Origin of the sequence: Uliginosibacterium sp. 31-12 (assembly GCF_030548425.1) — a bacterium.
Lineage (GTDB): Bacteria > Pseudomonadota > Gammaproteobacteria > Burkholderiales > Rhodocyclaceae > Uliginosibacterium > Uliginosibacterium aquaticum.
This window is the reverse complement of record NZ_JAUOOA010000001.1, coordinates 144,967-164,930: the sequence shown is the minus strand read 5'-3', so window position 1 is coordinate 164,930 and position 19,964 is coordinate 144,967. Positions and strand designations below refer to the sequence as shown.

14 protein-coding genes are annotated in these 19,964 nt (G+C 64.6%); 1 reads left to right on the top strand and 13 read right to left on the bottom strand.

Annotated elements, in window-relative coordinates; genetic code table 11:
• Nucleotides 1-189: 189 nt before the first annotated feature.
• The 5 genes from Q3Y64_RS00770 to imuA all read right to left on the bottom strand — a co-directional run bounded on the left by Q3Y64_RS00770 (nucleotide 190) and on the right by imuA (nucleotide 7,810).
• A complete protein-coding gene (locus Q3Y64_RS00770) occupies nucleotides 190-1,290 on the bottom strand; it encodes a sugar kinase (RefSeq protein WP_101942369.1) in 1,101 nt (366 codons plus the stop codon).
• Between the two features lie 90 nt (nucleotides 1,291-1,380).
• Nucleotides 1,381-2,067, bottom strand: coding sequence for a bifunctional 4-hydroxy-2-oxoglutarate aldolase/2-dehydro-3-deoxy-phosphogluconate aldolase (locus tag Q3Y64_RS00765; RefSeq protein ID WP_101942368.1), 687 nt, complete (start codon nucleotides 2,065-2,067; stop codon nucleotides 1,381-1,383).
• 452 nt (nucleotides 2,068-2,519) lie between these two features.
• Complete coding sequence (locus Q3Y64_RS00760; protein ID WP_303559438.1) at nucleotides 2,520-5,702, bottom strand: error-prone DNA polymerase; 3,183 nt, start codon at nucleotides 5,700-5,702, stop codon at nucleotides 2,520-2,522.
• Entirely contained in the window at nucleotides 5,699-7,120 is a 1,422-nt protein-coding gene (locus tag Q3Y64_RS00755) for a DNA polymerase Y family protein (RefSeq protein WP_303559437.1), read from the bottom strand. The genes Q3Y64_RS00760 and Q3Y64_RS00755 overlap by 4 nt, the downstream gene beginning before the upstream one ends.
• A 3-nt stretch (nucleotides 7,121-7,123) precedes the next feature.
• The gene (gene imuA, locus Q3Y64_RS00750) at nucleotides 7,124-7,810 is read right to left on the bottom strand and encodes a translesion DNA synthesis-associated protein ImuA (RefSeq protein ID WP_303559435.1); all 687 of its coding nucleotides are present in this window, start codon (nucleotides 7,808-7,810) and stop codon (nucleotides 7,124-7,126) included.
• A gap of 155 nt (nucleotides 7,811-7,965) precedes the next feature.
• On the opposite strand from imuA, the gene Q3Y64_RS00745 reads away from it, so the two are divergent.
• A complete protein-coding gene (locus tag Q3Y64_RS00745; RefSeq protein ID WP_254048222.1) occupies nucleotides 7,966-8,277 on the top strand; it encodes a YkgJ family cysteine cluster protein in 312 nt (103 codons plus the stop codon).
• A 197-nt stretch (nucleotides 8,278-8,474) separates the two neighbouring features.
• Here Q3Y64_RS00745 and Q3Y64_RS00740 read toward each other — a convergent pair whose 3' ends face one another.
• The 8 genes from Q3Y64_RS00740 to Q3Y64_RS00705 all read right to left on the bottom strand — a co-directional run bounded on the left by Q3Y64_RS00740 (nucleotide 8,475) and on the right by Q3Y64_RS00705 (nucleotide 19,871).
• The gene (locus tag Q3Y64_RS00740; RefSeq protein ID WP_303559430.1) at nucleotides 8,475-10,571 is read right to left on the bottom strand and encodes a YCF48-related protein; all 2,097 of its coding nucleotides are present in this window, start codon (nucleotides 10,569-10,571) and stop codon (nucleotides 8,475-8,477) included.
• Nucleotides 10,572-10,661: 90 nt separating this feature from the next.
• Complete coding sequence (locus tag Q3Y64_RS00735) at nucleotides 10,662-11,795, bottom strand: pectate lyase (RefSeq protein ID WP_303559429.1); 1,134 nt, start codon at nucleotides 11,793-11,795, stop codon at nucleotides 10,662-10,664.
• A 242-nt stretch (nucleotides 11,796-12,037) separates the two neighbouring features.
• On the bottom strand, nucleotides 12,038-12,640 hold the full coding sequence (locus Q3Y64_RS00730; RefSeq protein ID WP_101942763.1) for a DJ-1/PfpI family protein: 603 nt from the start codon (nucleotides 12,638-12,640) through the stop codon (nucleotides 12,038-12,040).
• Between the two features lie 137 nt (nucleotides 12,641-12,777).
• Complete coding sequence (gene parC, locus Q3Y64_RS00725; RefSeq protein ID WP_101942362.1) at nucleotides 12,778-15,171, bottom strand: DNA topoisomerase IV subunit A; 2,394 nt, start codon at nucleotides 15,169-15,171, stop codon at nucleotides 12,778-12,780.
• Nucleotides 15,172-15,260: 89 nt separating this feature from the next.
• On the bottom strand, nucleotides 15,261-16,889 hold the full coding sequence (locus Q3Y64_RS00720) for a methyl-accepting chemotaxis protein (protein WP_303559425.1): 1,629 nt from the start codon (nucleotides 16,887-16,889) through the stop codon (nucleotides 15,261-15,263).
• A gap of 113 nt (nucleotides 16,890-17,002) precedes the next feature.
• On the bottom strand, nucleotides 17,003-17,467 hold the full coding sequence (locus Q3Y64_RS00715; RefSeq protein ID WP_101942360.1) for a chemotaxis protein CheX: 465 nt from the start codon (nucleotides 17,465-17,467) through the stop codon (nucleotides 17,003-17,005).
• 2 nt (nucleotides 17,468-17,469) lie between these two features.
• A complete protein-coding gene (locus tag Q3Y64_RS00710) occupies nucleotides 17,470-17,841 on the bottom strand; it encodes a response regulator (protein ID WP_101942359.1) in 372 nt (123 codons plus the stop codon).
• Nucleotides 17,838-19,871, bottom strand: a complete 2,034-nt coding sequence (locus tag Q3Y64_RS00705; protein ID WP_101942358.1) for an ATP-binding protein — start codon at nucleotides 19,869-19,871, stop codon at nucleotides 17,838-17,840. Before Q3Y64_RS00705 ends, Q3Y64_RS00710 begins: the two co-directional genes overlap by 4 nt.
• Nucleotides 19,872-19,964: the final 93 nt, after the last annotated feature.

Below are 19,964 nucleotides of genomic sequence, written 5' to 3'. Positions count from 1 at the left end.
GCCCGCAGCGAAAACGCTGCGGGCTTTTTTGTGTCACTCGTACAAGGCCCGAAAAGCAAAAAGCCCGCAGGCTTGCGACCTGCGGGCTTTTTATTTTCTCTACTCAAGCAACAGATTTGTGCTGGGCGCGTAGTGAGCGGGGTCGAGCTTGATACAAGCCTTTCCCGCGCAGTAACACCCTGCGCAAATTTAGCGAATGACGCGAGCGCCCTTGCCCTTCATTGCAGCTTCAACTTCTTCCACGCGCACCATGGAGGTGTCACCCGGGGTCGACATGGCCAGCGCGCCGTGAGCTGCGCCGTACTCGACGGCCAGTTGCGGGCCCTTGCCTTCCAGGAAGCCATAGGCCAGACCGGAAGCGAAACCGTCACCACCGCCAACGCGGTCATAGATTTCCAGGTTGTCGCGCTTCATCGATTCGTAGATCTTGCCGTCGTACCAGACCAGCGCAGACCAATCATTGACCGAAGCGGTCTTGGCGTTACGCAGAGTGGTAGCCGCCACCTTGAAGTTCGGGAAGGCCTTAACGGCGGTCTCGATCATCTTCTTGAAACCGTCAGTTTCGATGTTGGTCAGGTGCTCGTCGGCGCCTTCCACTTCGAAGCCCAGGCAGGCGGTGAAGTCTTCTTCGTTACCGATCATCACGTCGCAGTACTTGGCGATTTCGCGGTTGATCTTCTGAGCGCCTTCCTTACCACCCTGGCTCTTCCACAGGGAAGCGCGGTAGTTCAGGTCATAAGCCACGACGGTGCCGTACTTCTGGGCGACTTCCACGGCTTCCAGCACGGCTTCAGCGGTGTTGGAGGCCAGCGCAGCGAAAATACCGCCGGTCTGGAACCAGCGCACGCCTTCTTCACCAAACAGCTTTTCCCAGTTCACTTCACCCGGCTTGATCTGCGAAGCGGCAGAGTGGCCACGGTCGGAGCAACCCAGTGCCGGACGGGGGCCAAAGCCCTTCTCGGTGAAGTTGAGGCCAACGCGGGTGTTACGACCCAGACCGTCGAAATCGCGCCAGATGACGTGGGACATATCCACGCCGCCCTGCATGATGAAGTCTTCAACCAGCCAGCCCAGATCGTTCTTCGGCAGAGCGGTGACGACAGCGGCGCGCTTGCCCCAGCACTTGCGCATGGCGCGAGCAACGTTGTACTCACCGCCGCCTTCCCACACCTGGAAGGTACGCGAATTGCGAACGCGGCCGAAGCCCGGGTCGAAACGCAGCATGACTTCACCGAAGGACACGCAGTCCCACTTGGTCTCGGCGGCGGATTTGATGATCAGTTCAGACATTTTCTAATCCTGTGGATGTGGATGGAGTCGATTTCTTGAACTGCGGGCCGCACAGCTTGCGCTGAGCGGCCCGGCAGAATTCAAACTTGATTACTTAGCAGCCAGTTCGGCCTTGATGGTCTTGACCAGCTGAACGGTCTTGCGAACGTTTTCTTCGATGCCCTTGTAATCCTTGGCGTCGAGCAGCTTCTTGGTGATCAGGTTGCTACCGATACCGCAAGCTACGATGCCGGCGCCATACCACTTGCGCAGGGACTCTTCGGTCGGCTCGACACCGCCGGTGGGCATGATGCGCGTCCAGGGCATCGGGCCCATGACGCTCTTGACGAACTCGGGGCCGCCCACGGAGGAACCCGGGAACACCTTGACGATTTCGCAGCCCAGCTCTTGTGCGTCACCGATTTCGGTGGCGGAGCCACAGCCGGGGCTGTAGGGGATGCCGCGACGGTTACAGACCTTGGCCACATCGGCGTTCAGCAGCGGGCCGACGATGAACTTGGCGCCGTTGGCGATGTAGATGCCAGCGGTGGGGGCTTCAACGATGGAGCCCACGCCCATGATCACGGACGGGTCAGCCTTGGCGAAATACTTGGTGACTTCAAAGAACACGTGCGAAGCGAAATCGCCGCGGTTGGTGAACTCGATGCACTTGGCGCCACCGTTGGCACAAGCCTGGATCACGCTCTTGCAAACTTCGACGTCCGGATCGTAGAACACCGGAATCACAGCCTGGTCCATCATCGCGGCCAGAACGGCCATACGGTCTTTTGCAGCCATTGCAAATCTCCTGAGAAATTATGAAAACGCCGCAGAGGGATGGCGGCGCGTGGTCCAGCTAGCCGGCGATTTTCCCGCAATAGCGGCCAACTATCAAGGTAAAGGCTGGCCGCAAAGGGGGAATCTTCCCGGGTAAACCCGAAAAAAGCCGTCGGATCATGCCACGCAGGGCGTGACGGACGTTTGACACAGTGCAAGCGGGGTGGAATGCCGCAATGCAACATCCACTCAGAAGCTGTTCACGATCTGTAGCGAGAAGCCGTCAGCAGGAACGAGGCAGGGTTTAGCAGAGCCTACTCTGCGCTGCCTCAGCCGGTTTGCTGTGCAAAGCAAACCGTGGGGAAGCGCTGCACAGGAACCGGAGTTTATGTTGATCAATGAGGATTCCGAGCTGCGCATGAGCCCTCTCAGTTATCAATGGGCGGCCTCGCAGTCAGATCGCGAGCAATTTCTCAGTGAAAATCCCGGCTCACCGTATCCAGCCGCCCCAGCCAGAGGGAAAGATCCACCAGGCGCTGGGCGATCAGATGCACCACCCCGCTTTCCACCTGCAACTGGCCATACACGCCCAGCAGACGTGCGCCAAGCAGCTCGCGGCGCTGGCGCTCGGCCAGTGCCGAGTGGACGATCACGTTCACCATGCCGCTCTCGTCCTCCAGGGTCACAAACACGCTCTTGGACGATCCCGGCCGCTGGCGGCTGATGACGATGCCAGCCGCACGAGCCAGCGCCCGGTCGCCAGCCCGGCGAATGGCCGCGGCGCTGAGGAAGCGGCGCGCGGCCAGCCGCTCACGCAAGAGACTCAGGGGATGCGGGCGCAGGCTCATGCCGAGGCTGGCGTAATCAGCCACCAGCTCCTCACCCAGCGTCGGTGCCGCCAGCCGCACGGCGGCCTCGGGTGCGGCCTGTTGCGCGAACAGATCGCCCTGCCCCTGCCGGCTCGCCGCCACAGGCGCGCGCTGCACCCCGCTGACCTGCCAGGTCGCCTGGCGTCGATGTCCGACCAGCGAACGCAAGGCATCTGCTTCGGCAAGCCGGCGCAGCACGGTACTCTCCAACCCGGCCCGCGCGGCCAGATCCTGCACATCGCTGAACGGTGCCTGCGCCCGCGCGGCCACGACGGCCTCCGCCGCCTCGGCGGAAAGGCCATTTACCTGCAGCAAGCCGAGCCGCACCTGCGACCTTCGGCCCTCGCGCGGCAACAAGCTGCAGCACAATTCGCTCGCCTGCACATCGGCCGGCAACACCTCCACGCCGTGCCGGCGCGCGTCCTGCAGCAACTGCGCCGGCGCGTAGAAGCCCATCGGCTGGCTATCGAGCAGCGCGCACAGGAAAGCCTCCGGCTCATGACATTTGAGCCAGGCCGACACATAAGCCAACAGCGCAAAACTCGCCGCGTGCGACTCCGGAAAGCCGTACTCGCCAAAGCCCTCGATCTGCCGGCACAGCGCCTCGGCGAACGCACTCAAGCCCTTGGCGGCCATGCCGGCGCGCAGCTTGTCCTTGAAGCGCTCCAGGTGGCCCTTCTGCTTCCAGGAAGCCATGGCGCGGCGCAGCTGATCCGCCTCGCCCGGCGTGAAGCCGGCCGCTACCACGGCGAGCTGCATCACCTGTTCCTGAAAGATCGGCACGCCCCAGGTGCGCGCCAGCACCGCATCCACCTCGGGGCTGATCTGCTGCACCGGCCTCTTCTCGGCGTGGCCCTTGAGAAAGGGATGGACCATGCCGCCCTGAATCGGCCCGGGCCGCACGATGGCCACCTGCACCACCAGATCGTAGAACTCGCGCGGTCTGAGGCGCGGCAACATGCTCATCTGCGCACGCGACTCGATCTGGAACACGCCGATGGTGTCGGCCCGGCAGATCATGTCGAAAGTAGCCGCATCCTTGGGCGGGATGTCGTTCATCGTCAGCAGGCGACCATGGCGTGCCGATACGAGTTCGAGCGTCTTGCGAATCACGCTGAGCATGCCCAGCGCCAGCACATCAACCTTCAGGAGCCCCAGCGCTTCGAGGTCATCCTTGTCCCACTGGATCACCGAGCGCTCCGCCATGGCTGCGTTCTCTACCGGCACCAGGCGCGCCAACGGCCCCTGCGAGATCACAAAGCCGCCCACATGCTGCGAGAGGTGGCGCGGAAAACCGTGGATCGCCTCGGCCAGCGCCAGCCATTTCTGCACCCGCGGGCTCTCTGCCCGCATGCCGATGGCAGCGAGCCGCTCCGGCAGCGTTTCGCGCGCATCCCACCAAGCCAGCGAGGCGCTCAGCGCGGTGATCTGCTCTTCGCCAAAGCCCAGCGCCAGGCCCACGTCGCGCAGCGCACTCCTGCGCCGATAGCGGATTACCGTAGCAGCGAGCGCGGCGCGATTGCGACCGTACTTGGCGTAGATGTACTGGATGACTTCCTCGCGCCGCTCATGCTCGAAGTCGACATCAATGTCCGGCGGTTCATCGCGCTCTCGCGACAGGAAACGCTCGAAAAGCAGGCTGGCGCGCATCGGATCCACCGCCGTGATGCTCAAGGCATAGCACACCACCGAATTGGCGGCCGAGCCGCGGCCCTGACACAGGATGCCCTGACTGCGCGCAAACAGCACGATGTCGTAGACGGTCAGGAAGAAGGCCTCGTAAGCCTTCTCGCCGATCAGGGCGAGTTCTTTCTCCACATCGGCGCGCACCTTGTCCGGAATGCCATCCGGATATCGCCGCAGCAAACCGGCCTCGGTTTCCTGGCGCAGATAGCTCTCCAGCGTATGGCCCGGCGGCACGATCTCGTCCGGATATTCATAGCGCAGCTCGCCCAGCTCGAAATGGCACAAGGCCGCCACGCGCAGGGTCTCGGCCAACAGCGCGGGGGGATACAGGCGCGCCAGGCGCATCCGGGTGCGCAGATGGCGTTCGCCGTTCGGGAACAGGGCCAGCCCGGCCTCAAACAGAGTGCTGCGCAGGCGGATCGCGGTCAGCGTGTCCTGCAGCGGACGGCGCCCGCGCACATGCATGTGCACATCGCCCGTAGCCACCAGCGGCAGATCACAGGCCGCGCCAATGGTCTGCAAACGGGCCAGCCGGGCCGCGTCATCCGCGCCGCACAGCAGCTCGGCGGCAACCCACAGACGCCCCGGAAAACGCCCGGCCAGCCAGCGCGCATCGGCCTCCTCAGGCGAATCGCCCGGCAGCCACAGCGCAAGGCAATCCGGCACGGCGCCGTGCGGCGTCAGCCCAGCCAGATCGCCGCGTGTCAGGTGATAAGCCCCCTTCTCGGCACGCCGCCGCGCCAGCGTGATCAGCGCGCCCAGATTGCCGTAGCCCTCGCGGTTCTGCGCCAGCAGCACCAGACGCAGACCACAGGCGAGGCGGAACTCGCTGCCCACGATCAGCTTCGGCATAGTCAGCACGGGCGGCGCGGGCAAGCCGGCCTCTGCCGCTTCCCGCGCCAGACGCGCATCTTCCGCCTGCAGCTCGCGCATCGCCTGCCAGGCCTGCACCACGCCAGCCACCGAACATTCATCCGTGATCGCCAGCGCCGCATAGCCCCGCGCGCGCGCCTGCGCCATCAGCTCGGCCGGATGCGACGCACCGCGCAGGAAGCTGAAGTTCGTCAGGCAGTGCAACTCGGCGTAATCCGGCAGCTTCACGCAAACACCCCGTGCAGCCACCAGCCCTGCGCATCGCGGAACACCCACAACCACTCGCCACGCGGATTGCTGGCCACGAAATAGTCCCGCGTCACATCGCCACCTTGCCCGGCATCAGACCACCAGCCGCTTTCGATGCGCTCCGGGCCGGCCAGACGCAGAATCGCACCCTCGTGCTGCGGCACCCCGGCGCGCTCGCCCAGCGCCTGCGGGCGCGGCAGCAACCACAGTGGCCGGAGTCCGGCTGCGACGGCTGAGCCTCCTGCTTGCGCCTCGGGCACCGCACGGCTGGCGCATTCCGGGCGGTGATCAGCCACGCAGGCCAGGCCATGCACGGCCGCCTCCCCCAGACGTGCACGCAAGCGCTCGATCACCGGCGCCAGCGCCTGCGCGGCTTCCTGCCCGAAGAGCCCCAGACTGCGCCCGGCCAGCGGCTGCGCCTCGTCCGCCAGCAGCTGCACGCGCCACACCGGCGCCGTCAGCCGGTAATGCTCCAGCCGCTCGCGCAGCACCCGCTCGAAACGCGCCAGATCCGCCGTGGGCTCGGCGAAACTCAGCGCCAGCTCACTCGCCGTCAACCCATCCTCATGCTCCAGCAGGATCCGGCAAGTGCTCAGGCCCGATGCCCGGGCAGCGAGCCAGCCGGCCAGTGCGGCGAGCAGGCGACGCAGGGCGAACAGCAGCATGGCGGCCTCACTGACCTTGGCCGGCAGCTCCAGGCGCTCGGCAAAAACCTCAGGAAAGACGAAGGCCTCGCGCGGGTCTGGCCGCTCGCCCAGCGCCTGCGCCAGTTGCAGCGGCAGACCCGCACCGAAACGACGCTGCAGACCCGCCGCCGGCAAGGCCAGCAGATCGCCCAGACTGCGCACGCCCAGTGCCGCCAAAGTACGCTGCTGCGCCTGCGTGAAACCGTCGATGACCTGTACCGGCAGCGGCCCCAGCGCCGCCGGCAATTCGTCGGCGCCAAGGCATGGCGCTTCCACGCCGGCCCGCGCCAGCCACTGCGCTGCGAGCGGCGTGGGCGCCAGCCCCTGCAGCGCAAAACTGCCCTGCTCCACCAGCCCGGCCCGTACCCGTTCGCGCAAGGCCGGCAAGCCACCGAAGAGGCGCAGGCAGCCACCAATCTCCAGCAGCAATTCATCCTCCGCCGCCAGGCTCACCTGCGGCGTAAAGGCCTCGCTCCAGCACGCCAGCATATGCAGCCACGCCGCTTCGCGCGCCGGCTGGCGCTCATGCACCTGCAGGCCAGGCGCCAGCGCAAGTGCCGAGGCGAGACGCAGACCGGGCTGGATGCCGGCTGCCTGAGCGGCCTCGTTGACTGCCTGTACCCGCTGCAGCGCCACCACCACGGCAGGTTCAGACTCGGGAGGGAAGACCTCCAGCGCGAGGCAGGGGAAACGCAGACACAACCACAGCATGGCTCACACCCGCACCCGTTGCGGCCGCAATGAAATCGGCTCGGCCTGCGGCACCGGACGCGGCGCCACCGGTCGTGCCACCGAAAGCACCAGCGGTTTGCTACACGGCGGACCGCGCCGCTTCAGCAACTCCACCCGCAAGCCTTGCGGCGCCGCACTCAGGGTCAGGCGCAGTGGTGCCGGCGAAGCTGTGCGCGCCAGCGCCGGCGGGCGGAAAACGAAGGCCGGCGCGCGATGGCCTTCCGCCGCCAGTTGCAGGCGCCGGAGGCTGCGCGCATCGACCTGCGCCGGCAGCCACAGCAGCAAGGCCCCCAGCGCACCACTGGCCAGCAAGGCCTCGGCGGCCCAGGCGGCCTCGCGCCCGCTTGCCTCCACCAGCAGCAAGCGCTCCAGCGGCAGCGCCGCCGCCCAGGCCGGAGCATGCGGCAGCCAGGGGGGCGCCACCAGCGCCACCGGCGCGTCCTCGGCACAGCTGCGCAAAGCCGGCTGCAGAAGGGCCAGCTCGCCAATGCCACGCTGCGCTGGCAACAACTCGGTGAGCGCGCCGCGCGGCCAGCCCCCGCCTGGAAGTTCGGCATCCAGCGCTGCGAAGCCGCTGGCCACTTCGCCGGCCTCGTTGGGCGCAAAGCGATCTCCCCGCCAGACATCGGGGCGCAGCAGGACTTCATCGAGCGGAACGGGCATGGACATGGCGACAAATCCCGCCCTCACAAAGACGGCGGCGGCAGACAGGCGAAGGACGAGTAACTGTAATTTTATACAGTAAACAGCCTTGCGCCAGCCCTTTCTGAGTTTCACCCGCCACAGCGCGGCGGCGACTCGCCTTGCGTGGGACAATGCCGGCCATGAATGCCACGCCGGAAATCACTTGCGCCACCTGCCGGGCCTGCTGTTGCCAGCTCGAAGTCATCCTGATGGGCGATGACAACGTGCCGCGCCACCTGACCCATGAAGACGAATGGGGGGGCGAAGTGATGCGCCGGCTGGAGGATGGCTGGTGCGTGGCGCTCGACCGCGACACGCTGCTGTGCACGATCTACGAACGCCGCCCGGATGTGTGCCGCGAATACGAAATGGGCGGACTGGCTTGCCGCGAGGAGCGTGCCCATCTGGATACGCCTCCCAGGACCGAACACCCCCTACGCGGGCCCTTCTGAGCACCCGCTCATGCCCCAGCGTTTTCATGCCGCCAGGGATGAGACGACAGATCGCCCCGCAGCGCTCAGAGGCTGTTCATGATCTTACTGCGAGGCCGTGATCGGGGCTCATGCGCTCATTTATCGACATAAACTCCGGTCCCTGCGCTGCTCTTCACCCCGCTGACGGCCTCTCGCTACAGATCGTGAACAGCCTCTCAGGGTTCGATCCGGAGCAGTCGGTCACCATAGACCAGCAGCCCCTCCCCGCCCGGCAATTCGAATACGCCCTTCAGATGCGCGGCCGTCGAAGTCGGAATCCGGCGCCAGCCCAGACCTGCATCCGCCGAGCTCAAGAGCACGCCGCCCCGCCCCGGCACATGGATTGCGCCCCTGCGATCCAGCACAGGCTGGCGCAAGGCCTGATCGGTTCCGCTGGGGATTTGTGTCCAGGTGATACCACGATCGGCCGAGCGCAACAGCGTGCCCTGATCCCCACTCACGATCAGCAGGTCACGGGCACGATCGTGGAGGATGTAACGCAACGCAGCCGGGCTGACTGAAGCCAGCGCCTGCCAGCTGACGCCCGCATCAGCCGAGCGCAACAGCCGGCCATCGGCGCCTGCGGCGAGGAAAAAACCTTCGCCCTCACGCCCCGGCGGGCCGGCCACGAAAGCCACGGCAAAGAGTGATGTGCTCACCCCACTGTCCCCTGCCTGCCAATGCTGGCCCCCATCGCGGCTGAACTGGATGCTGCCGGCACGCCCCACGGCCACCCAACTGCGATCCAGCGCGGAGGCCGCCACGTCGTACAGATGTGGTTCGGTGCGCGCGTCCGTCGCCTGCCAGCTGCGCCCGCCATCGGCCGAGCGCATCACCGTGCCGGGGCTGGCCAGCGCCAGCAGGCTGCCATCCTGTGGATGGGCCAGCAGCTTCTGAAAAGAGCCGCGTGCTGCACTATTGATGGCCAGTACCGACAGCCAATCGCGGCCATCACCCTCGGCACGGATCAGGCTGCCCGGAGGCCCACCAGCGATCAGCGCACCGGAAGCCGGGTCCCTCGCCATGCTCAGCAGATAGACATCCAGCCCCAGCCCCAGCGGCAAGGGCTGCCAGCTGCGCCCATCGTCTTCCGAACGGATGACCCAGCCTTGCGGGCCAACCCCCACCAGGGCACGGCCATCAGCCGAGCGCTGCACATCGTGCACATACATGCGCAGCGGCGGCTGCAGTTCCTGCCAGCTGGCCCCGGCATCTGCCGAGCGCAGCACAGCGCCAAATTCGCCCAGCCCGATCAGGATCTGATCCGCCACCAGAATGTGGCTCAGGCGATCACGGGTCGGCAACATCACCTGCTGCCAGCTGACGCCGCCATCCTCCGAGCGGCGCAGCACGCCCGCCTCACCGCTTGCCAGCAAGGCGCCATTGGCCGGCACATACACCAGATGATTGATATAGAGCCCGGCACCTGTCGCCGCCTGTTGCCAGGTGCGGCCCGCATCGTCCGAGCGCAACACGCTGCCTGCTGCCGTGGCTATCAGCAGACGCTTGCGGACGGGATCCCAGGCAAAGCCGGAAAGATAGTCGGTGACACCACTCCGGGCCTGCGCCCAGCGACGGCCCCCATCACGGCTCAGCAGCACGCTGCCATCGGCCAGCAGGGCCAGGGTAGTGCGCAAGGCCGGCACATGCTGCAGGCTCACCACCGCCGCCTGACCTCCCCCCCGCACCAGCAGCCAGTTCAGGCCATCATCTACCGAGCGCAGCAGCACTCCGTTCTCGCCCCCTGCGAGATAGCTGCCCTCCGGCAGGGCCAGCACCTCACCGAGCTTTTCCGGCCGAGGCAAAGGCAGACGCTGCCAGTGGAGGCCGCTATCGGCAGAACGGATCGCCCCGCCCTCGCCCACCGCGATCCAGCTTCCGGTACGGGGCGATTGCGCGAGGGCACGCATGCGCGCCGGCAGCGCCACCGCTTGCAAAGCCCAGCTGCGACCATCATCCGTCGAGCGCAACATGCCATTGGCCGCGCCCGCCGCGATCAGGGTTGCAGAAGCCTTGTCCTGCGCGATCCTGACGATAGCCTCGCTCAGTGGCGGGCGCTGCGCTGCCTGCCAGTGCTGACCACCATCGGCACTGCGCAGGAGGCTGCCATCGCTGCCGGCAATCAGCAGGCTGCCACTCCGCACCAGCGGCAAGCCGGTGAACAAGGACGGATTGAGCACCGGGCGACTGTTGAAGACGGCTTCGGCCTGCGCAATGCCAGGCGCCAGCAAACAGCCCATCAACATGGCCAGTACACCACGCAAACAGATCATCAAGCCTTCCCCTCAAAGAAAAACCCCCGTCTCACATGAGCCGGGGGTTGTCTGCAAACGGGTGAGCGGATCACCCGCACGCGGCAAGGCTCAGTAGGAGGTCACATCGGTCTTGGAGACATCGCAGGAAGCGCTGTTCCACTCTTCACCGATGCTTGAGGACGAACCATTGCCCTTCTGCACCCCTACATAGGTCACGCACACCTTCGGGCTGCCGACCTTGTAGCCCTTGATCTGGATGTTGCGCAGCGTGGCCTTGTCGCCATAGTTGCTGTTCACCCCGATCACGGTGGAGACCTTCTCCATCTTCACGTTGTTGATGTTGAAGAAACGTGGGCCACCGTTGTCGGTGCAATCACCGCAGGCGCGCGACAGCTTGCCGATCGATCCGGTGGTGGTGAAGTTATCCACGTTCAGCGTCGAGTTGATGCCATTGTTCTGGAACACCTTGTCGCTCGCATTGGCCGCACTGCCCCCCTTGATGTTCATCACGGTGCCCTTCTGACCGTTGCCGATCGAAGCTGCATCCTCACACACCGCTTCCCACACCACATTCTCGAGATTGCAGGTACCGCCCTGAACGTTGGTGCCACGGCCATTGCCCAGGCTGCCCCAACCGCAGTGAATACCGTCCGAGCCGCCGCCCGCCGGGATCACCACATTCTTCAGGGTGGCGTTGATCACGGTCATCACCGCCGGCTGAGTCTCACTACTGCCGGCACAGGCGAGGCCGATGCGCTTGCCGCCGCAATCCAGGGTGGTGTTGTAGACCAGCGCCCCCGGCTCACAGACGTTGACCGGGCCGGTCCAGCCCGGGATCGGCACCGAAGCGTTGCTCGAAGTGGCGGAACTGGCCGCCGACGAAGCGACGCTGGACTTGCTCGAAGCGGCCGAAGAGGCCGCACTGGAAGCGACAGAGGAGCTGGCTGACGAAGCTGCGCTCGACTTGCTCGAACTGGAGGCGGAGCCGGAGGGCACCGAGCACTCATTCACGCCGCCCGCAATACGGCCGCCAAAAGTGGCCTCGTTACACGCGAAACTGCCGCTGATGGATTTGTAGAAGAACTTGTCCGCGCGGCCGAAAGCCACGTTTGTCGTCGCGTCCACGGAACAGGTTTTGCCCTCGGAACAGATCGTGACATAGCCGCTCGGGCGATTGGCGGCCGAAGCCGTACCGATGAGCGCAAAGGCTGCGAAGCCCAGCGCAAGTTTTGAAACGTGCATGGATTGTCTCCTGAAGAAATGCGGAAGCTGATGCTCAGTCTTGTTGTGCTGCGCCACTTCGCCCTCCACTTCGTTCCCGGAGAAAAAGCGGCCCTGCATCCTAGCAAGGCAGATCAGCCTGTCAGCCGCAGTTCGTCGGGAGCCAACAGGTTCATAAGCACCACTGGTCGGGCAAAGCCTTTCCACACGAAGGTGTTACCGAGAACCATACCCATACGGGTTATCCGGTAAAACCCGAAGACTCAGTTTTGAGACCAATCCACCTCCATCTGCCGCGCCGTCGCCAGGGCCAGCTCACGCCCTGCCAGGCGCTCGACCAGATGCAGGCTCATGTCGATACCCGCCGAAATGCCGGCTGAAGTCACCACCCGCCCCTGATCCACCCAGCGCCGCCCTTCCAGTACCTGCAGCGCCGGGAACATCGCACGCAAATCAGGTACATCCTCCCAGTGCGTCGTCGCCTGCAAACCTTCAAGCAAGCCGGCCTGGGCAAGCAGGAAGGCCCCGGTACACACCGAGGCAGTAATCCGGGTCATGGCATGGTTGCGCTGGATCCATTCAGTGAGGCCGGGGCGCTCCAGCTCCTGCGTCACCACGCCGCCGGGCACGATCAGAAGGTCCAGCGGCGGATGGGTGTCGAACCCAAAATCCGCCTTCACTTCCATGCCGGCCCGCGCTCGCACCAGGCCCGGCGTGGCCGCCACCGTGAAAACCCGGAACAACTCTTCAGCCTCCGGCACACGGCGCTTGTGCACGCGGCTGGCCGTCGTGAACACTTCATATGGCCCGGCGAAGTCCAGCACTTCAGCGTCCGGAAACAGGTAGATGGCAACGGCAAGAGTCATGGCGTGATGCAAGGAAGAGGCGAAGGAGCGTTCGACTCTGAACGCATCGCCGAAATCCGGCAAGCGGGCTTTGCCAGACCCTCAAACCGCAACGCCCGCAGGCCCGGCAAACCCGGTCAGCTGCGGGCGAAGCGGCTTCAGGCAGGGTTCTTGAGCGCGACCGGTTTGACCTTCGGCGTGAGCGTGCCACCCTTCCTCGCACGCTTGCCACGGCAGGCCTCGAGCGCCACGCCCTTTACCAGCAGCTCGACATCCTTGCCGCCGCGACCGGAGCCGATCACGACCACAGCGTCGGTCGGCGGGCAAGCAATGGCGCAGAGCTCTTCCTTCTCATCCAGCCCCATCACGATCATGCCGCGCCCGCGCGGCATCACCTTCATCTCGGCACGCGGGAAATACAGCAGCCGGCCATTGCCGGAAGCTGCGGCCAGCCAGTCGCCTTCGACGCGGGCCGGGACGAGCACGCTTTCCTTATCCTCGAGCGTCATGAAGGCCTTGCCGGCCCGCTGGCGGGTGACGAGATCTTCAAGCCGGGCAATGAAGCCATAACTGCCGGAGTTGGCAAAGAACCAGTCGCTCGCCGGATCGGCAGCAATCGCCTGGGCCACACGGGCACCAGGCTGGAGCTCGATCAGGGTGGTGAGCGGCACACCGTCGCCACGCCCACCCGGCAGATCACTGATGCGCACGGAATAGGCCCGGCCGGTCGTGTCGATCAGGATCAGGGGCCAGGGGGTGCGCGCTTCGGCCACCAGGAAGGCGGAATCGCCGCTCTTCCAGGAGAGCGTCTGCGGATCGATGCCGTGACCCTGACGGGTACGCACCCAGCCGTTTTTCGACAACAGCACGGTGACCGGCTCATCCAGCACCGGGGCTTCGACAGCGGCCACGGAGAGGGCAGCTTCAACCAGAGTGCGACGCTCGTCGCCATGCTTCTTGGTGTCCTCGCTGATCTCCTTGAGGATCAGGCGGGTCATGACGCTGCGGTTCTCGAGGATCTCGCGCAGACCGGCGCTTTCATCACGCAGACCGGCGAGTTCCTTCTCGATGGCGATGTATTCGAGCTTGGCGAGCTGACGCAGGCGGATTTCGAGAATGTCCTCGGCCTGCATCTCGGAGAGGCCGAAACGCGCGATCAGCTCAGCCTTGGGCTCGTCCGCTTCGCGGATCACCTTGATCACTTCATCGATGTGCAGCCAGGCGATCTGGCGGCCTTCAAGGATGTGGATGCGACGTTCGACCTGCCCCAGGCGGTGTTGCGTGCGGCGCTCGACGGTGGTGAAGCGGAACTCGATCCACTCGCGGATCAGGGTGCGCAGCCCCTTCTGCGCCGGGCGGCCATCCAGCCCGATCACCGTGAAGTTCATCGAGACAGAGGCTTCGAGACTGGTATGCGCGAGCAGCACACGCATCATTTCCTCGGGCGTCTGAGTGCGCGTCTTCGGCTCCAGCACGAGGCGCACCGGGGCGAGATCGGAACTCTCGTCGCGCGCGGCATCGAGCACACCGAGCAGCAGCGCCTTGTTGTTCTTCTCGTCCTGACTGACTTCCTTCTTGCCAGCCTTGGGCTGCGGATTGGTGACCGCTTCGATCTCGGACAGGATCTTCGAGCTCGACACACCATGCGGCAGCTCTTCAACAATCACGCGCCAGGCGCCACGCGCCAAGGTTTCGACACGCCAGCGCGCGCGCATGCGGATCGAGCCGCGACCGGATTCATAGGCATCGCGGATAACCGAATCCGGCGAGATGATCTGGCCGCCGCCGGGAAAATCCGGCGCTGGCAGCACAGCACGGATCTCGTCCAGCGTCGCTTCAGGTTTCTTGATCAGCAGCTGGGCGGCCGCGGCCACCTCGCGCAGATTGTGCGGCGGGCACTCAGTGGCCATGCCCACGGCAATGCCGGAGGAGCCATTGAGCAGCAGCATCGGCAGGCGCGCCGGCAGAAGCTTGGGCTCCTCGTCGCCGCCATCGTAGTTGGGCACGAAATCCACCGTACCCATCTCGATCTCGGAGAGCAGCAGCTCGGCCAGCGGCGTGAGGCGCATTTCGGTGTAACGCATCGCTGCCGCGCCATCGCCATCGCGCGAGCCGAAGTTACCCTGGCCATCAATCAGCGGGTAGCGCAGCGAGAAATCCTGCGCCAGGCGCACCGAAGCGTCGTAGATCGAGGAATCGCCGTGCGGATGCAATTTACCCATCACATCCCCCACCACGCGGGCGGACTTCACCGGCTTGGAGCCGGGCGCCAGGCGCATGCGGTGCATGGTGTAGAGGATGCGCCGCTGCACCGGCTTCAAACCATCTTCCACCTGCGGGAGAGCGCGGCCACGCACCACGCTCATGGCGTAAGCCAGATAGGCACGCTCGGCAAAGGCCGCGATCGGCAGGTGATCGTCCGGCAGCTCGGCAAGTGTCGGCAAGGCTGGCGGCGGAGGCGGTGCGGCGGGCTCGGCCGGGGCCTCAGCATGAGGCGCCTGAACGGGCTCGTCTGCAAACATGTCGGGTTCTTGGTCGATGGGGAGGCTCATGGCACAGCGCAGCAGGGGGTGAATCAGGCTGCCGATTGTAGCCCGGAAGGCCGGCCCGGCGATCCGGCAGAGCAGCTCGTGATGACCGCTCAGAACCGGAAGCGCCCGATCTCGCCTTGCAGCTGGCCCGCCAGAACTTCCAGTGTCCGGGTCTCGCGCAGAGTATCCACAATGGACTGATCGTTGTTGCGGGCACTTGAGGCGATCTCATCCATGACCTGGTTGATGGCCTGCGATGCGGCAAGCTGTTCATGGGATGCGGCAGAGATCTCGTTCAGCCCCGAGCACACACGATCCACCCCCTCACTCGCGGTAGCCAGCGCCGCAGCCACCTGATCCAGAGCCTGCACACTGCTGGCCAGGCGCGCGCCTCCGTCACGGATGGAACCACGCACCGTGCCTGAACGCTCAGCAATCCCGCCTGCCACCTTGTTGATCTGAAAAGCCGCATGGGCCGACTTCTCGGCCAGCTTGCGCACTTCATCGGCCACCACGGCAAAGCCACGCCCCTGCTCCCCGGCGCGTGCCGCTTCGATCGCAGCATTGAGGGCGAGCATGTTGGTCTGCTCGGCAATTTCCTTGACCTCACCTGAGAGATGGGTGATTGCATCAGTACTGGTCACGAATTCATCTGCGGCAGAGGCTATCTGGCTCACCGCATGCTCGACGGTACGAATATCCTGAACCAGGGTACGGACCCGCTGATTGCCCTGCCGGGATTCGGACTGGCTCGCCAACGAATCCTGCCTCACACGGTCCGCGCTGGCAGACACGACTTCGACCTGAGTCGTGATCTGCTCGACCGAGTTGGCCGCCTCCTGAGAGCGCTCGTTCTGGGCATGTGCCGCATCCATCAGGTCCGAAGCGTGGCTGGCCAAGTCACGCGACGCCTGCGAAACCTTCCCGGCGACCTCTCCGGTGCAGCGAATCAAACCCTGAAAAGTTTCCATGAGCTGATTGAAAGCCAGTGCGGCCCGGCCGATCTCATCTTCTCGCCCTACCGGCAGGCGTGCCCGCAGATCAGCATCCCCACTGGCGATGGTGCTCAGGCCTTGGGTCATGGCCGCGAGCGGAAGACTCACCACGCGCCGTACAAAGTAATAGACGAACCCCAGAACGGGAATACCCAGCAAAAGAGCGAGCCCGATCAGTTTGGCGGTAAAAAGATTCGCGGTATGCCCAGCCTCTTTCAGCGAAATACGCATGCTCACCACCCCAAGCACCTCCCCCTGCTTGGCCAATGCATGACAGCTCAGGCAGTTCTTGCCCAGATAATCACGCTGAGCAATGGCAGGCAGCACAGCCACCAACTCCTCTGCCACCGGATCGTGCCGGTAGAGTGGCTGAGCACTGGCAAGAACAGCGGCCTCATCTGCGTCAGGCTTGAGAGGCGTAGCGGTGCCGGGCCCGAACTGCCGGGCCACCGCATCCGCCCGGATAACACGCAAACGGCTCACATCTCGGGCATTGGCAACCTGATCAAGATAAGCCGCACGCTCCCCCACGGTGCCGGTGATCATCATGGCCGTGAGTGCCGCCATAGTCATCTGATGCACGCTTTCGGCAAATTTTTCGGCTTGCCGTTGAGCCATGGCCTGCTGCTCGGCATGCGTCCAGTAGATGCTCACAGCCCAAGCGAACAGGATCATCAGGCCGATGCAACCCACCAGACGGACCCATACGGGCGAGCTTGGATTTGCGCGTGGCACATCGGACATCAAAGGATCCCTTGTCAGATAGGCGCTCAGGCGGAGCACCTTTCTGCTTTAACGGACACCCGTGCTGCTTTTAAAGCATCGGGATTACCCTTGCCCTTTAAGGCGATGTCAGCTCATTGCCGCCCGGTCTTCAGATCCACCACCACCATGGCGTCAAAGCCATGCCAGGAGAGCGGCACCACATAAGGACGCGGTTCGCTGGACGGTTTGAAGGCAATACCGGCCGCACGGCGCGGCACCGAGATTTCCAGCCCCTCACCCAGCTCCTTGCGGGCACGGCCGGAGAACATGTTGGCAATCTCGCCCACCAGATCGAGGTGATCGGCATCCGTGATGGTGTCCATGCCGCTCGCCACCAGAAGGTGCGAGAGCATGCCGCGCGGGGCGGCAAAGCACAGGCTGCCACTCCAGTCGCCACTCACGTCAACGATGCCGGCATAGTCGAAGAAAGGCAGGTACTGATCGGTATCCGCCAGAAAGGCTGAGCGCACCTCGGCGCGGTCGCCGGTGGAGTGCTTGAAGTAGTGGGCGACGGACTCGACGAAAGCCTTGAGTTCCTGTTCCTGGATGGCACGCATGTTCAGTCCCTTAACAATTCCTTGAGCCCCTCGACCAGCTCTTCGCTGGTGAAGGGTTTGTGCAGATAGCCGTGCGCACCGTTGGTCATGGCCTGTAGCGCCGTCTTGCGATCCCCCAGGGCAGACACGACGAGGATGCGCATTTCGGGCGAGAGCTTGACGAGCCCCTTGATGCAGGTGACGCCATCCATATTGGGCATGGTCAGATCCATGGTGACCACGTCCGGCAGGTGCTTGCGCGCCAGCTCCAGGGCTTCAACGCCATGGCGGGCCGTCCCCACGAGTTCGAGGCGCGGCAGATCCGGATGGGTGGCGAGTTGGGCGATGCGGTTACGGATCACCGAAGAATCATCCACGACGAGCAGTTTCATCATGCTGCGAACTCCACACGGAACTCGGTGTAACGCCCGGGCTGGGTGAGCAGGCGCAAGCGTCCGCCGATACGCTGCACGGCATGATTGACGACATCCAGGCCTACACCTCGCCCGGCATGCGAATCGACCTTGTCAGCAGTAGAAAAACCGCGCCGGAAGATGGCCATGATGACCTGCTTGTCGGAGAGTTCGGCGAGCTCGGCAGAAGATAGCTGGCCGCTGGATTCGAGCTGCTCGCGCAGGCGCTTGGCACACAGACCGCGGCCATCGTCACGCACCGAGAGGGTGAATTGCTCGGAACCATTGGTGGAGAGCTCGATGCGGATCTCACCGGCGGTGGGCTTGCCGGCACCCGCGCGCTCAGACGGGCTTTCGATGCCGTGCACCACCGCGTTGCGCACCAGTTGCGCGGCAATCACGCGCAGCGCGCTGGCCGCCTGCTGAGGCAGCATGTCCAGCGGATCAAGATGAACGCGCGCCTGTACGGCCTTGCTGTAATCATTGGCTACCCGCTTACACAGATCCTCGATGGTGGCGCAGAAGTCGGCCGGTGGCTGCTCGGGCTGTTCGGCGTATTTGGATGCCATGCCGCGCAGCCAGCCCATGCGTTCGAAGAGCTTTTGCAGGGCGACGGAGATGCCGATCAGTTCATCACCAGACAGCTCGTCGCGCCCCCTCAGACGAGCGAGCAAGTCTTCGAACTGATCGGCATCCCGCACCACAAAATCGAGCCCCAGCATCGAGGCATTGCCCTTGATCGAATGCACCACGCGGAAAATCTGTGCGGTGAGCTTGCGATAGTCACCGGGGCCGCCATTGACGGCTTTAAGGCGATCATTGATCTCGAGTAGCCCCCCTTCAGCTTCGGCAATGAAACCCATCAAGGTGGCCGGCTGCATCTGCACCAGGCGCAGCATCACATTGAGCTGCTCGTTGGCATGGCTGCGCGCGGTGGAGAGCTCGCCGCGCAGCGCCACCAGCTCGGACACATCGGCCACCGTCACGAGCAGATGGATCAGCTTGCCATCGACCATCACGCGCGTGAATTCAAAGTTCAGGTAGCGGGCTCCCTTTTCGGTGAGCACGCCCACTTCACGCAGCGGATTGAGCTCGCGCACCAGGGCTTCCTTGACACGATCCCCGAGCAGCAGGCGGGCGTACTGAATGGCCTGCTCATGGTCATCCAGGCTGAGGATGTCGCGCAGGATCATGCGGAAGTCATCGCCCTCGCTCACCGTGCGCCCGAGCAGGCCCGAAACAGAGGCCGAAAACTGGCCGCCGATGCGGAATTCACGGTCAATCAGGATCAGGCCTTCGCGCACTGTGCCAAGGATTTCAGCGGTTTCGCGCTCGGCCGCGGCAGAGCGCGCATCACTCTCGCGCAGGCGGCGGATGAATTTCACCAGGATGAAGGCAAAGTTGAGCAGGGCCAAGATGATGCCGGCCGTCTGCACCTCACGCAGCCACTGGGCCTTCTGCGAAGCCACGGCTTCGAGGCGTACCGTGAGCTCGTTCATCAGCCCCAGCAGACGGGCATTGTGGGTGCGGGCCTGACTGGCAGCGGCGATCACGCTCGTCTCGCCCAAGGTATCGGCCGCCGTGCGCAGCACCTGGCTATACGGCTGCCACAGCGCCCTGGCCTCGCCCAGAATGCGCTGACCATCGATATCGCTCACCTTATCAAGGCGCACCGTCTTGCCATCCGCCCCCTTCACCGCACCACCTGCGGCGAAGGCGTTCAGGCTCTGCTCGAAGAGTGCCACCGCATCACCTAGCTCGCGCGCCACAGCCACCTCCATGCTCTGCTCGCGACGCCCGGCCTCCAGCATCAGGGCGGACTTGGCCATGCGTTGCGAAAGCATGCGCTGGCGGCCGGCAAGGTTGATGGCCACGGCATCCGCCGCGATCTGATAGGAGGTGTAGAAGTTGAGGACCAGGACTGCGAGGTCGAACACAAGAAAGAAAGCGACCGCGAGCACGATTTCGCGGTACTTGCCGAGAAGGCTCTCGGCGCGTTTTGGGGTTTGCATTGTTCTGTCTCCGTTTATGGCCAGCTGTGCCGGCACCGTGACAGTGCAAATTTCAGGCCCGGACGCCACAAACCTTGCCAGACGGCGATTTAC

Coding starts and splice junctions, on each gene's coding strand:
- Q3Y64_RS00770 (WP_101942369.1), bottom strand. CDS start 1,290: ATGTCTGAACTGATCATCAAATCCGCCGCCGAGACCAAGTGGGACTGC.
- Q3Y64_RS00765 (WP_101942368.1), bottom strand. CDS start 2,067: ATGGCTGCAAAAGACCGTATGGCCGTTCTGGCCGCGATGATGGACCAG.
- Q3Y64_RS00755 (WP_303559437.1), bottom strand. CDS start 7,120: ATGCTGTGGTTGTGTCTGCGTTTCCCCTGCCTCGCGCTGGAGGTCTTC.
- imuA (WP_303559435.1), bottom strand. CDS start 7,810: ATGTCCATGCCCGTTCCGCTCGATGAAGTCCTGCTGCGCCCCGATGTC.
- Q3Y64_RS00745 (WP_254048222.1), top strand. CDS start 7,966: ATGAATGCCACGCCGGAAATCACTTGCGCCACCTGCCGGGCCTGCTGT.
- Q3Y64_RS00740 (WP_303559430.1), bottom strand. CDS start 10,571: ATGATCTGTTTGCGTGGTGTACTGGCCATGTTGATGGGCTGTTTGCTG.
- Q3Y64_RS00735 (WP_303559429.1), bottom strand. CDS start 11,795: ATGCACGTTTCAAAACTTGCGCTGGGCTTCGCAGCCTTTGCGCTCATC.
- Q3Y64_RS00730 (WP_101942763.1), bottom strand. CDS start 12,640: ATGACTCTTGCCGTTGCCATCTACCTGTTTCCGGACGCTGAAGTGCTG.
- parC (WP_101942362.1), bottom strand. CDS start 15,171: ATGAGCCTCCCCATCGACCAAGAACCCGACATGTTTGCAGACGAGCCC.
- Q3Y64_RS00720 (WP_303559425.1), bottom strand. CDS start 16,889: ATGTCCGATGTGCCACGCGCAAATCCAAGCTCGCCCGTATGGGTCCGT.
- Q3Y64_RS00715 (WP_101942360.1), bottom strand. CDS start 17,467: ATGCGTGCCATCCAGGAACAGGAACTCAAGGCTTTCGTCGAGTCCGTC.
- Q3Y64_RS00710 (WP_101942359.1), bottom strand. CDS start 17,841: ATGATGAAACTGCTCGTCGTGGATGATTCTTCGGTGATCCGTAACCGC.
- Q3Y64_RS00705 (WP_101942358.1), bottom strand. CDS start 19,871: ATGCAAACCCCAAAACGCGCCGAGAGCCTTCTCGGCAAGTACCGCGAA.